The organism is Hominiventricola aquisgranensis (assembly GCF_040096225.1).
Classification (GTDB): domain Bacteria; phylum Bacillota; class Clostridia; order Lachnospirales; family Lachnospiraceae; genus Hominiventricola; species Hominiventricola aquisgranensis.
The window spans coordinates 43,835-58,359 of sequence record NZ_JBBMFC010000015.1 but is presented as its reverse complement, the minus strand read 5'-3'; the positions used below and the strand labels follow the sequence as shown (position 1 = coordinate 58,359).

The window sequence follows — 14,525 nt, the reverse complement described above, 5'->3', positions numbered from 1 at the left end:
GGTCGCTCGGCAGTCTGAAAATATGGTCCTTCGGTTTTGGTAGAGTTGCTCGCAGCAGAGGAGGCGTAACAAAAAATTAAAGGTAGCTGCCCGGACAGAATGGGTTGGGTGGAAAAATAAATAATATCCGAAACAGGATGACGGAAATTGTTAGCGCCGAGTTAATTCGTACACAGTTAGTGTTTAAGTGTTTACAAACAGCCCATTGATATTGTTCGTTTGTGCGTATATAATATATATAACTATTTGATGCGGAGGTAAACTATGTTTGAATACATGACAGTACAGGATGCGGCTAAACTTTGGGGAATATCGGTGCGTCGTGTTCAAAAGCTGTGTGAGGAGAATCGCATTGATGGAATTGTTCGGCTACCTCGTGCATGGCTAATTCCCCAAGATGCCCAAAAGCCGGCTGATGGAAGATATAAACAAAATAAAAATGAATTTATAGCTGACAACAAGGAGAACACACGATGAGTAAATTGTTATTAGTGGAGGATGACCAAAGTATCGTATCCTCATTATCAGACTATTTAGGAAATGAAGGGTTCAAAATCGAAAATGCTCCCGGTCAAAAAGAAGCAATAGAAAAATTGGATAGCGACCAATACGATATAGCCTTGGTGGACATTCAATTATCAAACGGAAATGGTTTTTCTGTTTGTTCTGCAATTAAAGAAAGAGGAACTATGCCAGTTATTTTCTTAACGGCTTCTGATGATGAATATAGTGTTGTGGCTGGGTTAGATATGGGGGCTGACGATTATATCAGCAAACCGTTCAGACCAAGAGAACTGCTTTCAAGGATCAACAGCGTATTAAGGAGAACTAAGAACACACAAAACATTATCAGTTACCTCGACTTAGTTGTGGACACAAATCAAGCAACCGTATCAAAGAATGGGAAAGAGATTTTGTTGTCTGCTATGGAATATAAGTTGCTGTTAGTCTTTTTGCGTAACAAAGGTATTGTCCTTTCTCGCAGAAGATTGTTGGAGCTTTTATGGGACACTACTGGGGAGTTTATCAATGATAATACATTGACTGTCTATATGAAAAGGCTACGTGACAAAATTGAAACCAATCCGCAGGAGCCGGAAATCATAATTACCGTTCGTGGGCTTGGCTATAAGGTGGGTTGATATGGACTTTATCAGAAATAAAGAAGTTAAAAGGCAAATTGTTGTCAGCAGTATTCTTATTCTATTTTGGGGCGGCATTGGCATTATCGTTGATAGCAAAGCTGTGTGGATTGTTCTGTCGGCTATCATTTCATCCAGTGCAGTTTCCCTCTTTTTCACATATCAGAGATACAAGAAAATTGCTGATTTTAGTTTGCATATTGATAGGCTGTTACATGGAGATGAAAAAATTTCTTTTGGGCAGTTTCAAGAAGGTGAGTTATCTGTTTTACATGATGAAATATCCAAGATGACAAGACGGCTTATTGAACAGGCAGAAGCTCTGAAAATGGAGAAAGGTAATTTGGCAAATGCTTTAGCCGATATTTCACATCAATTAAAAACACCTTTGACATCGCTGAATATCTTAAATGCTTCTCTGTGTAATGAGGAACTGACTGACGAAGAAAGGTATGAGCTGATCCGCGAACAGACTATGCTCTTATCAAGAATGGAGTGGCTGATAGCCACACTTCTGAAAATATCCAAGCTGGATGCAGGAACGATTACTCTAAAGCCACAGGCGGTATACTTAAAAGATGTGGTAGAAAAAGCAATTCGTCCTCTGGAGATTGCGGCAGAATTAAAAATGCAGACAATCACGCAAGTGATTCCGGCAGAATTAAAACTATCTCTTGATACTGATTGGACTGCTGAAGCCTTGGGGAATGTAATCAAAAACTGTATCGAACATTCACCAGAGGGCAGCACTATCGAAATCAAGGCAATAGAAAGACCTCTTTTGACACAGATCATTATAGAGGATAGCGGAACAGGTTTTCAGGAAAAAGACATCCCCCATTTATTTGACCGATTTTATCAAGGAAGTGGCTCTACAATCGGTAATGCCGGTTTGGGGTTGGCTCTGGCAAAGACGATCATTGTCAATCAGGGTGGTGTCATCCAAGCGAAAAATCGGGAGTCAGGCGGTGCAAAATTTGAAATCTGCTTTTATCGGGGGACTGCTTAATGCAGCCCCTTTTTAAGTGACATTTTTGTAATGAAAAAGTAATGAAGCAGTCACTTGGCTTTGCTATACTGAATTGCAAAAATATATGGAGGAACTTTTTATGGAGATATTAAGAGTAGAGAATATCTGCAAAACCTATGAAATGGACAATGCTCCTGTCCATGCTTTGTCAGATGTTTCTTTTTCCGTCGATAAAGGAGAGTTTGTTGCAATCATTGGAGCATCTGGGTCTGGCAAGTCTACCCTGTTGCACATTTTAGGTGGTGTTGACAGACCGACTTCGGGAAAAGTATTTGTGGATGGACAGGATGTTTATGAGCAAAATGAAGATGAATTGGCTGTATTCAGAAGAAGGCAGGTTGGGCTTGTCTATCAGTTTTATAATCTGATCCCGGTTTTGACTGTCGAGGAAAATATCACGCTGCCGATTCGATTGGATGGGCGTAAAATCAATCAGGAGCGTTTGAAAGAACTGCTATCCACACTCAAACTGGTAAAGCGTAGAAAGCACCTGCCAAGTCAGTTATCCGGCGGTCAACAACAAAGAGTGGCAATCGGACGAGCGTTGATTAACGCACCTGCGATTATCCTTGCGGATGAGCCAACGGGAAATCTGGACACGGAGAACACAAGGGATATTATGAAACTTCTGCGTGAATCCAATGAAGTCTATCGCCAGACAATGATCCTGATTACCCATGACCGTGAAATCGCAATGCAGGCAGACCGTATTCTGGAAATTCAGGATGGCAGACTTGTGAGGGATGAGGTGATACGCTGATGAATATGATTTTCATGCTTACACTCAGGAATCTGTTGTCGAATAAAAAGCGTACCCTACTCACACTTTTAACCATTCTTTTGTCAATCAGTATGATAACCGCTATTCTCTGTGGGGGATGGTCGTTGGTTGATTTTTTGAAAGAGAAAGAAAAAGTGTATGGTGGCGATTATGACTACTACATGGAGGATTTGACTTGGGAGCAGGTTCAAGAGCTATATAGTCAAAACAATGTAGGCGAAGTTTCGCTTCTCCGCTTTGCCGGAAACAGTTTTTACGGGGAGAAATCCAACAGTACAATGCTCTCCGTTGGCGAGATTGACGAGAACTTTACCCAAAGATTTTCGTTAAATCAGTATTTGCTTGCAGGGCGTTTCCCGCAAGATGAAAATGAGATTGTTATTTCAGAATCTTTTTTGAAGAAAAACAACATGAATACAGAGATTGGAGATACGATTTCTTTAACTCTTGGTTCAAGAATTTGGGATGAATATAATGCCCAGCTTTCCGGGCTGACAAATTATAGGGGCGAAGAAGAAAGCTTCGTTCCAACAAAAGAGAAAGCGTATGTAGTTGTTGGTATTCTGTCAGATGTGAATGACTCAAAAATCGCAGCAAACTATAATGCCTTTGCAGGTGTTGACAAAACGGCATCCGATTTTGCTGCGTATGTCAAGGCAAAGAATTTATCCAATTCGATCTATACAGAAGCCGAAGAAGTGGCTGCGGCAGTAGACAGTCATGTAGCAAAGTTTCATTCGGAATTGTTAGTCTATCATGGAATTACCGGGGGTAAAGGAGCTGCAAAACTGATTGCTTTGGTGGTCATGGTCGTTTGTCTTTTGATGGCTGCATCTGCTTCAATGATCAGCAACGCCCTCTCCATTTCCTTACAGGAACGAATTAAGCAGATGGGAATGCTATCCAGTATTGGAGCCACAAAAGGGCAAAAACGCCTTAGCGTATATTTAGAAGCCTTCCTTTTGGGAGTGGTGAGCATACCCTTTGGATTGGTTGTTGGTATCCTGCTATCTGCTCTGTTATTAAGTGTGGTCAGGGCAGCTTTTGGAGAAACATTCACTTTTGGCATCGTAGAACTGTCCTTGAAGGTAAACGGATTGATCCTGCTCGTCAGCGGATTATCCGGCATTGCTTCTTTGTACTTCGGAAGTAGAAAGCCTGTGAAGCAAGCAGCTAAAATTACAGTTATTGAAGCGATCCGCCAGTCTAACAATGCGGTATCAAGAAAGAAATTCCGTGACGGAAAAATCGTTTCTTTGGTTTTTGGCATTTATGGTTCGTTAGCAGCAAAAAATATTAAGCGTAATCCAAAACGCTTCCGAGCGATTACCGGCTCTATTTTCTTGTCGGTGGTAATTGCCCTTTCCTTATATAGTTTCTCTGATTTTATGCTTTATCAGACATCCTTGGATATGAAGGAGGACGGTTCCTGTTATACTGATGTGATTTCGATGATTCAATACAAAGATATTCCTGTCGCAATCGGGGCATTATCGGATGAAAATATCACTGCGGATGTTTCCTATTCTTTTCAGCGATATATGACCGCTGAATTTTCGCAGGAACAAATCAATCCTGATATGCAAGGATATTTTATCAATGGTACGAAAGCAGAGGTATATGTCGTAGGATTGGACGAAGAACATTTTGTCTCTTTTTGCGATGAAAATGGATTCAGTCTGGATGTGACAAATTTCAATCATGGAATTTTGCTCAATCAGACTATGGGATACTATAATTCGGCACAAAATCGGGTAATTGCAGGCTCACCGTTTCTTATTGAACCGGGAACAGAAATCATTCCGCTGGGGGCATCCGAGGATGCCTTGCCGATTATCGTGGAAGAAATCGTTTCAGAAGAAAATGCAAATATCCAATCCATGTTTGTGAGAGATCGAGCTGTCCTCATCGTGCCTTTAAGTTATTTTAACTTGCTGATAGATGATAACGCCTATGTGGAAATGAGAATACAGACAGCACAGCATAAAGAAGCAATGGAATGTCTGGCTGACAGAGGATTTCCGCAAACTGTGGACATTGCAGCCGCAACGAATAATTCCAGACAGGTATATACGATTGCAAAACTGGTAATCTGCCTGTTCTCGATCCTGATGACGGTTATTATCAGCTTGAATGTTTGTAACACTATCTCGAATACGATTCATTTGAGAAGAAGCGAATTTGCTGTTCTGCGTTCTGTTGGTATGACTGCCAAAGGATTAAAATGTACGCTATTGCTCGAAGCTGTTTTGTACGGCGTAAAAGCATTGGTTCTTGCGTTGCCTGTGAGCTTTTTGATTCATTGTGCTATCTACTACTTCATATCGTCGGGTATGACACCATTTGCTTTTTATATGAACGGCGGTATTTATGCTCTTGCAGTTATGGCTGTCGGCGCTATGGTATGTATCGCTATGCTGTTTGCTGTTAGAAGCGTATCAAAGGTGGAAATTGTAGAGGAACTGAAATTGAGCAATATGTAATCATTCAATCTAACAAAGCAACTGAAACAGAGGTAATAGAAATTGCGTAAAAAGAAACTGGTAAAGAGAGTTGCAGGCATTGCTTTGACTGTTGGTGCAGTTATACTTGCCATTGTATGTGTTGGTAAAGTAAATCGCATTCAGAACGAAAAAGATATTATTGGCACATGGAAGGATGCAAATGCTGAGGAGATATTTACCTTTCAAGAAAACGGGGAACTTGCTGTGAGTAAAGATATGCCCGATTCGGGTCTATCCTGCGGTGACGCATATTATAGTTTTTCTTACTCGGATATAATCTGTGTTACACAGGGAAATAGTAGTGTAGAATTTGAGATAGAAGTAGATCAAAACGAATTGAAAATCTTCTTCATGGGACAAGAATATCTGGAATTGGAAAAGTAATGATTACAAATAAAAGAAAACCATTGAGCCGATAATTCGCATCCTTTGCGGACTAACGGCTCTGCATATATTTTGAACGCTATTTTCAGAAACATTGTGTTTTGCAGAAAAGCCCCTTGACAAATTCCATCTCAGAAGCGTATTCTTGAAACCTACGCAAAGCAGAACGGCTTTTCCAATCTGCGCTGGTATACGGACGATGGCTATTCTGGTGCGAACTTCCAAAGACCGGGTTTTCAATCCATGCTTGCGGACATTGAAGCCGGGAAAGTGGCTACCGTTATCGTAAAGGATATGTCACGGTTAGGGCGAAACTACTTGCAGGTGGGAATGTATACCGAGATGATTTTCCCACAAAAAGGCGTCCGCTTTATCGCAATTAACGATGGAGTGGACAGTGCACAGGGCGATAATGATTTTGCCCCTCTGCGGAACATTTTCAACGAATGGCTGGTGAGAGATACGAGCAAGAAAATCAAAGCTGTAAAACGGTCAAAAGGCATGAGCGGCAAGCCTGTTACGAGCAAACCCGTGTACGGCTACCTCATGGACGAGGACGAAAACTTCATCATTGACGAGGAAGCCGCACCCGTGGTCAAGCAGATATACCGTCTGTGCCTTGCCGGGAACGGTCCGACCAAGATAGCCCGTATGCTGACCGAGCAGGAAATTCCAACGCCGGGAACGCTGGAATACCGCAGGACGGGCAGCACCCGCCGCTATCACCCCGGCTATGAGTGCAAATGGGCGACAAATACCGTGGTGCATATCCTTGAAAATCGGGAGTACATGGGCTGTCTGGTGAACTTCAAGACGGAGAAACCGTCCTACAAGACCAAGCACAGCGTAGAAAATCCCATTGAGAAACAGGCAATTTTCGAGAACCACCATGAGCCTATCATCGACACCCAGACATGGGAGCGTGTGCAGGAATTACGCAAACAACGCAAGCGTCCGAACCGCTATGATGAAGTGGGCTTATTCTCTGGTATGCTCTTTTGCGCGGACTGCGGCAGCGTCATGTATCAGCAGCGTTACCAGACCGATAAGCGGAAACAGGACTGCTATATCTGCGGGAACTACAAGAAGCGCACCCATGACTGCACCGCGCATTTTATCCGCACCGACCTTTTGACTGCGGGCGTTCTCTCCAATCTGCGGAAAGTGACGAGCTATGCGGCAAAGCATGAAGCCCGGTTTATGAAGCTGCTGATCGAGCAGAACGAGGACGGCGGCAAACGCCGGAACGCCGCTAAGAAAAAGGAACTGGAAGCCGCCGAAAAGCGTATCGGTGAGCTTTCCGCTATTTTCAAGCGGCTGTATGAGGACAGCGTAAGCGGTCGCATTTCTGATGAGCGTTTCACGGAGCTTTCGGCAGATTATGAAGCCGAACAGCAGGAATTGAAAGAGCGTGTTGCCAGAATACAGGCGGAGCTTTCCAAAGCACAGGAAGCCACCGTAAACGCAGAAAAGTTTATGAACATTGTCCGCAAGCACATGAACTTTGAAGAACTGACCCACACCCTCTTGCGTGAGTTTGTAGAGAAAATCGTTGTGCATGAGTGCAGCTACGATGAAAACGGCACACGCAGACAGGACATTGAGATTTACTATTCTTTCGTTGGCAAGGTGGACTTGCCCGAATGACCGCCCGCCCTATCCGATACCAGAGCTGAGTATCGGATAGGAACGGCAAAATTTTTTACACTTCTATTACTTCTTTATCACACATAAGCAAAAAGCCAGGGTATGAAACAGTTGATGGCCGGCGGCGGTGTCGCCCTCATCGGCATCACCCTTGTACCTCTGCTCTCCGGCCTGTTCGGTTGATCGTCTGGCGGTGATCGCTTATGGGCGGCATACTCGACAAACTCGATGAATGGCTCCGAGGGCTGCTCATCGAGGGGATCACGGGAAACCTGTCGGGCATGTTCGATACGGTCAATACCAAAGTAGGCGAGATCGCCGGTGAAGTGGGACAGACGCCGCTGGCATGGAACAGCGGCGTGGTTTCTATGATCCGAAACCTCTCTGAAACGGTGATCGTTCCAATCGCCGGGGTTATCCTGACATTCGTAATGTGTTATGAGCTGATCCAGCTTGTGACAGAGAAAAACAATCTGCACGATGTAGATACCTGGATGTTCTTCAAGTGGATTTTCAAGACTTTCTGTGCCGTTCTTATTGTGACGAACACATGGAATATCGTCATGGGTATCTTCGATGTCGGGCAAAGCGTTGTGAACAGCAGCGCAGGCGTCATCATTGGGAATACCTCCATTGATATCAGCAGCGTCATCACGGATATGGAGGCGCAGCTTGAAGCCCTGGGCACGGGAGAACTGTTCGGGCTGTGGTTCCAGTCCCTTTTCGTGGGGCTTACCATGAATGCCCTTTCCATCTGTATCATGCTTGTCATCTATGGTCGCATGATTGAGGTGTATTTGACGACTTCCGTTGGACCGATCCCGCTTGCCACTATGACAAACCGGGATTGGAGCCATACAGGACAGAACTACTTGAAATCCCTGTTTGCATTGGCGTTCCAGGCATTTCTAATCATGGTGTGCGTGGGAATCTACTCTGTTTTGGTACAGAGTATCGCCACGGACGGAAATATCTCAGGCGCGATATGGGCCTGCATGGGCTACACGGTCCTGCTGTGCTTCGCCCTGTTCAAGACCGGCAGCCTCTCTAAGAGCCTGTTCGGAGCGCATTAAGGAGGCTTGATAAATTGGCGTATGTAACCATTCCAAAGGATTTGACGAAAGTAAAATCCAAAGTGCTGTTTGGACTTACCAAACGGCAGCTTATATGTTTCGGAGCGGCGGCACTCATCGGAGTACCGCTTTTCTTTTTGCTCAGACGCACGGCCAGCAACAGCGCCGCCGCGTTCTGCATGATTATCGTCATGCTCCCGTTCTTTCTGCTCGCCATGTATGAGCGGCACGGCCAACCCCTGGAGGTAGTAGCCGGACAGGTCATCCGCTGTATGTTCCTGCGGACGAAGGAACGGCCTTACCAGACAAACAATTTCTACGCAGCCCTGGAGCGGCAGGCCCAGGCGGAAAAGGAGGTGAAAGCCATTGTTCAGAAAGCGAAAGCCAGAGCCGCAGGCACGGCAGGCGTCAAAAGCCGCGGTAAAACTGACCGCCGCAGAAAAGCGTGAGATCAGCCGTATCCTGGAAACCGCCAGAGGCGACGGCAAGGTACATTCTGCACAGGACACCTTACCGTTCCGCCAGATGTACCCGGACGGCCTGTGCAAGCTGGACGATCACACCTGGTCGAAGTGTATCGAGTTCGAGGATGTGAATTATCAGCTTGCGAAACCTGACGATCAGACGGCGATTTTTGAAGCCCTCTGCGATATGTATAACGCCCATGACGCTTCTATCGGGATGCAGCTCTCCCTTGTGAGCCGCCGCATGAACCGGGAGGATTTTGTGAAGCGTATCGAGATCGCGGCGCAGGGAGATCACTTCGACCATATCCGTGAGCTTTACACGCAAATGCTCCGCAAGCAGCTTGAACGGGGCAACAACGGTCTTATCAAAACAAAGTACCTGACCCTCACCATCGAGGCACGGGACAGCAAAACCGCACGGGCACGATTTTCCCGGATCATCATGGACGCCCTTAACCATTTCAAGGTCATGGGTGCTTTGGCAAAGGAGCTTGGCGGCAAGGAGTGGCTGGAAATGCTCCACGGCATCCTGCACCCGGACGGGGAACGGTTTGCCTTTGAATGGAGCTGGCTTGCCCCTTCCGGCCTGTCGGTCCAGGATTTTATCGCACCATCTTCCTTCCGCTTCGGTGAAGCACGGAAGTTCACGATGGCGGATAAATTCTGCGCCGTGTCCTTTCTGCAGATCAGCGCACCGGAAATGGATGATCGTATGCTCACCGAGTTGCTGGATACGGATAGCGGGCTGCTTGTCAGCCTCCATATCCGCAGCATGGACCAGAACGAGGCGATCAAAACGGTCAAGCGGAAGATCACCGACATTGACAGTATGAAGATCGACGCGCAGAAAAAGGCGGTGCGGGAAGGTTTCGATATGGATATCATCCCCACTGACCTTGCCACCTACGCAGGCGAGGCAAAGAATATCCTCCGTGATCTGCAAAGCAGAAATGAGCGAATGTTCCTAATGACCTTCCTGGTGGTGAACTTTGCGGACAGCAAGCAAAAGCTGGAGAATGACCTTCTCCGTGCGGCAAGCGTGGCGCAGAAATATAACTGCTCCCTGGTGCGGCTGGACTTTCAGCAGGAGGACGGCTTCGTGTCGGCTCTGCCCCTGGGTGTCAACCGCATTAAGATACAGCGTGGGCTTACCACTTCGGCGGTGGCGGTGTTCGTTCCCTTCACCACACAGGAGATTTTCCACGGCGGCGAAGCCCTCTACTACGGGCTCAATGCCACTTCCGGCAACATGATCCTTGCTGACCGCAAAAAGCTGAAAACACCCAACGGCATGATCTTAGGCACACCCGGCAGCGGCAAGAGTTTTTCCGCAAAGCGTTCCATCGTGGGTGTGTTCCTGAACACAAAGGACGATATCCTGATCTGCGACCCGGAGGCGGAATATTTTCCGCTGGTGAACCGTCTGGAAGGACAGGTCATCAAAATCTCACCTACCAGTACGCAGTATGTGAACCCTATGGATATCAACCTCAATTACAGCGAGGATGATAACCCGCTGGCGTTGAAATCTGACTTTATCTTGTCGTTCTGTGAACTGGCGGCAGGCGGCCGGAACGGTCTGGAGCCGGTGGAAAAGACGGTCATTGACCGTGCTGTGCGGATCGTGTACCGCCCCTATATCGCAGACCCCCGCCCGAAGAATATGCCGCTGCTGGAAGATTTGTATGACGAGATCAAACGGCAGCCGGAGCCGGAGGCACAGCGGATCGCGGCGGCACTGGAACTGTATGTGTATGGCAGCCTGAATGTTTTTAACCACCGTACCAATGTGGATATCAACAACCGCATTGTCTGCTTCGATATCAAGGAGCTGGGAAAGCAGCTCAAAAGCCTGGGTATGCTGGTGATCCAAGACCAGGTATGGAACCGTGTTTCCCAAAACCGGGATCAGGGTAAATCCACCTGGTATTTCGTGGACGAGTTCCACCTTCTGCTGCGCGGCGAGGTCGGTACCTGGAGCGTGGAGATTTGGAAACGCTTTCGCAAATGGGGCGGTATCCCCACGGGGATCACGCAGAACATTAAGGACCTGCTTTCCTCCCCGGAAATCGAGAACATCTTTGAAAACAGCGATTTTGTGTACCTTCTGAACCAGGCCAGCGGAGACAGGAAAATCCTCTGCGAGCGCCTGAATATCTCCAACCAGCAGGCGGCACATATCAGCAACGCAGGCCCCGGCGAGGGGCTGATCTTCTTCGGCAATGTGATCCTGCCTTTTGTGGATGACTTCCCGAAGGACAATGAACTTTACAGCATTATGACGACAAAACTTGGTGAAACCGGGAAAGGAGAAAACGAACATGAATGATCCCCGCTATTTGCATACGGAAGAAAAACAGGAGGGCGAAACCTTCTTTGATGTGATGAACCGGCTGATTGCCAGAAGCAAGGCGGTCACGGCGGATATGGAGGCGGTTCTTGCGGAGCTGGAAAGTGAGATCGAACCGTTCCGTGCGCCGAAAGACCATGAATAAACTGACCCATGTGAGCCTGTTTTCCGGCATTGGCGGTCTGGACCTGGCGGCGGAGGCTGCCGGGTTTGAAACCGTCTGCCAGTGTGAGTGGGCGGATTTTCCGCACTCCGTCCTCACCGCACGATGGCCGGATGTTCCCAGGTTCCGGGATATTACTACTTTCACGAAGGAGGCGTTTTTTGAAAAAACAGGACTTGAAACAGTTACCGTTATCTCAGGCGGCTTTCCCTGTCAGCCCTTCTCCACCGCCGGAAAACGGAAGGGCTTTGCGGATGAACGCTACCTGTGGCCGGAAATGTGCCGCGTTATTACCGAGCTGCGGCCCCGTTGGGTGCTTGGGGAAAATGTTGCTGGCTTCATCAATATGGGGCTCGACAAAACGATCTTTGACCTGGCAAAAGCGGGATACGCTGTTCTCCCATTCGTATTTCCGGCTTGCGGCGTCGGCGCATGGCATGAGCGCCAGCGAACTTTTATCGTCGCGGCTGATGTTTCCCACACCCCTTGCCTCCGACAACAACACCGCCAGGGACGCGGCAAGCCTGGATGTGTTCCTGTCGGACAATGGGATATTCCGCAAGAGGAACCGAAACGGGGCGATCTGGAGCCTCAGCCTGTCGGCGGCGGTATTCTATCTGACCCCGGTGGCGTCGGACGGTTTCCGCTCGACCTTGAAGCCGTCGGCCTTCGATCCAGCGAAGAAGGACGGGAACCTGTCGGCGCAAATCATCTCCCAGGAACAGCCGGTGTCCGAAACGGCAGCACTGAACCCGGATTGGGTGGAATGGCTCATGGGCTTCCCGAAAGGATGGACGGACGTATCCTCTGGGCCGCCGAGCCAGAAGGAATCCCCCGCATGACCGAGCGCATGGATGACCGGGCGCTGCGGCTGAAAACATTGGGAAATGCGGTCTGCCCGCCCCAGGCCTATCCCATTTTCCGCTATATTGCCATGATCGAGAATGGCACCTGCGGCGACTTTTGCCATTATGGAAAGGAAGGTGACTGCCTATGAGGGAACTGAAAGCGACCGATAAGATCACGCAGAAAATGACCCGTGACGGTGCGGTATCGGAAAACCTTGCCACGGGAGAGGTGGAACATATCAGCAGCCGGGAGCCGGAAACGGAACTGTCTGCTTCTTCGGAAGAATCCGCTGGCGCTGCGGCTGATCTTGCCCTGCGTGCGGCGGAACACCATGAGAAGAAAAGCGCACGAAAGGCTGAAAAGGCTGATACCCAGGCGGTGCGGGATGGTTCTGCTGCAAGGCAGCGCCCGTCCTCCCGTCTGCAATTCACCGAGGAAGAACGTGCCGATCCCGCACTTGGGAAATACATTGACCGTTCCGACCGTGCGGCGGATCGGCTGGATGCGGCAACGGCCGCTATCCCCACAAAGAAAGTTCTCCGTACCGAGCGTGTTTTTGACGAGACAGCCGGAAAAGGCAAAACGCAGCTTCACTTTGAAGAAGTGGAGAAACGCCCCAACGGACGCCTGCGGCACAATCCGCTTTCTCGGCCTGTCCATGAGATTGTCCACGCTGCCCACGCGAAGGTGCATGAGGTAGAGCAGGAAAATGTGGGTGTAGAGGCCGGACACAAAGGCGAGGTGTTGACGGAACGCGGGTTTGCCTATGGAAAGGGCAAAGTCCGTGCCGCCGTCCACCATCACCGCACAAAGCCCTGGCGTGACGCGGCGAAGGCAGAGCAGGCTTCTTTTAAGGCAAACGCCGACTACCTTTACCAAAAGGCACTGCATGATGATCCTGCATTGGCAGCTTCTAACCCGATATCCCGCTTTCTGCAGAAACAGCGGATCAAGCGGAACTATGCAAAGGAGCTGCGACAGGCAGAGAAAACCGCAAAGAACACAGCAGCCACGGCGAAAAGTGCGGCGCAGAAAGCAAAGGACGCCTTCAAGGAAACATTCCTCTACATCAAGCACCATAGTCGGGCGGTGCTGTTGGTGATCGGCATTGGCGCCTGTGTTGCTCTGCTGTTTGGCGGGGTATCTTCCTGTTCCATGATGGCGGGCTCCGGCGTGGGCGGCGTGTTCACTTCCTCTTATCTCTCCGAGGATGCGGATATGCTGGCTGCGGAGGCGGCCTACTGCGAACTGGAGCAGGAGCTTCAATATGAACTGGACCACTATGAGGCTCTGCACCCCGGATATGACGAATACCGTTTTGATCTGGACGAGATCGAACATGACCCTTATGTGCTGATTTCCATTCTCACGGCATTCCATGAAGGGGTGTTCACCATCGACGAGGTTCAGGCGGAATTGCAAATGCTCTTTGAAAAGCAGTACATCCTGACGCAGACCGTGGAAGTGGAGGTGCGCTATCGGACGGAGACACGGACAGACAGCGAGGGAAATGACTATGACGTGGAAGTACCGTACAACTACTATATCTGCAAGGTGAAGCTGGAAAACTTCGACCTTTCCCATGTGCCGGTCTACATCATGGACGAAGAAACGCTTTCCCTGTATGCGGTCTATATGGCAACGCTGGGGAACCGGGAAGATTTATTCCCAGGCTCCGGCTATGTAGACAAGTACACCAAACCGCCCACCACCTATGATATCCCACCTTCCGCAATGGAAGATGAAACCTTTGCGGCGCTCATTACCGAGGCGGAGAAGTACATTGGCTATCCCTATGTCTGGGGCGGCAGCAATCCAAACACTTCCTTTGATTGCTCTGGCTTCGTGTCCTGGGTGCTGACGCAAAGCGGCGTCTGCAATACGGGCAGGCTGGGAGCCCAGGGACTCTACGACATTTCCACCCCGGTATCCTCTGCCAACGCAAGACCCGGCGACTTGATCTTTTTCGTCGGCACTTACGATACGCCGGGCGTTTCCCATGTGGGTATCTATGTGGGCGGCGGAAAAATGCTGCACTGCGGCGACCCCATCCAGTATGCAGATATCAACACAAGCTACTGGCAATCCCACTTTTACGCTTTCGGGCGACCGCCCTACAACTAAAAAACGATATG

The 14,525-nt window shown here is 48.6% G+C and carries 12 protein-coding genes and 2 pseudogenes; all 14 read left to right on the top strand.

Translation table 11 applies throughout. From position 1 onward, the window contains the following. Nucleotides 1-264: 264 nt before the first annotated feature. Nucleotides 265-477, top strand: a complete 213-nt coding sequence (locus tag WMO62_RS09630; RefSeq protein WP_055145329.1) for a helix-turn-helix domain-containing protein — start codon at nucleotides 265-267, stop codon at nucleotides 475-477. Beyond that, entirely contained in the window at nucleotides 474-1,142 is a 669-nt protein-coding gene (locus tag WMO62_RS09625; RefSeq protein WP_055145332.1) for a response regulator transcription factor, read from the top strand. Before WMO62_RS09630 ends, WMO62_RS09625 begins: the two co-directional genes overlap by 4 nt. A gap of 1 nt (nucleotide 1,143) precedes the next feature. Beyond that, a complete protein-coding gene (locus WMO62_RS09620; RefSeq protein WP_055145335.1) occupies nucleotides 1,144-2,151 on the top strand; it encodes a sensor histidine kinase in 1,008 nt (335 codons plus the stop codon). Between the two features lie 100 nt (nucleotides 2,152-2,251). Further along, on the top strand, nucleotides 2,252-2,932 hold the full coding sequence (locus WMO62_RS09615) for an ABC transporter ATP-binding protein (RefSeq protein ID WP_055145338.1): 681 nt from the start codon (nucleotides 2,252-2,254) through the stop codon (nucleotides 2,930-2,932). Beyond that, nucleotides 2,932-5,436 carry an ABC transporter permease gene (locus tag WMO62_RS09610; protein WP_055145341.1) on the top strand — a complete coding sequence of 835 codons (2,505 nt, stop codon included), beginning with the start codon at nucleotides 2,932-2,934 and terminating at the stop codon, nucleotides 5,434-5,436. The genes WMO62_RS09615 and WMO62_RS09610 overlap by 1 nt, the downstream gene beginning before the upstream one ends. A 42-nt stretch (nucleotides 5,437-5,478) precedes the next feature. Further along, nucleotides 5,479-5,841 (top strand): hypothetical protein, encoded by a 363-nt coding sequence (locus WMO62_RS09605; protein WP_055145343.1) that lies wholly within the window; start codon nucleotides 5,479-5,481, stop codon nucleotides 5,839-5,841. Nucleotides 5,842-5,964: 123 nt separating this feature from the next. Continuing rightward, a pseudogene (locus tag WMO62_RS09600) lies at nucleotides 5,965-7,488 on the top strand (recombinase family protein); the annotation flags it as partial. Nucleotides 7,489-7,575: 87 nt separating this feature from the next. Further along, nucleotides 7,576-7,671, top strand: a pseudogene (locus tag WMO62_RS09595) (Maff2 family mobile element protein); the annotation flags it as partial. Between the two features lie 20 nt (nucleotides 7,672-7,691). Then, nucleotides 7,692-8,561, top strand: coding sequence for a VirB6/TrbL-like conjugal transfer protein, CD1112 family (locus WMO62_RS09590; RefSeq protein WP_349144530.1), 870 nt, complete (start codon nucleotides 7,692-7,694; stop codon nucleotides 8,559-8,561). A 14-nt stretch (nucleotides 8,562-8,575) separates the two neighbouring features. Continuing rightward, a complete protein-coding gene (locus WMO62_RS09585) occupies nucleotides 8,576-9,010 on the top strand; it encodes a PrgI family protein (protein ID WP_349144529.1) in 435 nt (144 codons plus the stop codon). Continuing rightward, nucleotides 8,928-11,357 carry a VirB4-like conjugal transfer ATPase, CD1110 family gene (locus tag WMO62_RS09580; protein ID WP_349144528.1) on the top strand — a complete coding sequence of 810 codons (2,430 nt, stop codon included), beginning with the start codon at nucleotides 8,928-8,930 and terminating at the stop codon, nucleotides 11,355-11,357. Before WMO62_RS09585 ends, WMO62_RS09580 begins: the two co-directional genes overlap by 83 nt. Further along, nucleotides 11,350-11,523, top strand: a complete 174-nt coding sequence (locus tag WMO62_RS09575; RefSeq protein WP_021739915.1) for a hypothetical protein — start codon at nucleotides 11,350-11,352, stop codon at nucleotides 11,521-11,523. Before WMO62_RS09580 ends, WMO62_RS09575 begins: the two co-directional genes overlap by 8 nt. Continuing rightward, a complete protein-coding gene (locus WMO62_RS09570; RefSeq protein ID WP_349144527.1) occupies nucleotides 11,516-12,538 on the top strand; it encodes a DNA cytosine methyltransferase in 1,023 nt (340 codons plus the stop codon). The genes WMO62_RS09575 and WMO62_RS09570 overlap by 8 nt, the downstream gene beginning before the upstream one ends. Then, nucleotides 12,535-14,514, top strand: a complete 1,980-nt coding sequence (locus tag WMO62_RS09565; RefSeq protein WP_349144526.1) for a C40 family peptidase — start codon at nucleotides 12,535-12,537, stop codon at nucleotides 14,512-14,514. Before WMO62_RS09570 ends, WMO62_RS09565 begins: the two co-directional genes overlap by 4 nt. Nucleotides 14,515-14,525: the final 11 nt, after the last annotated feature.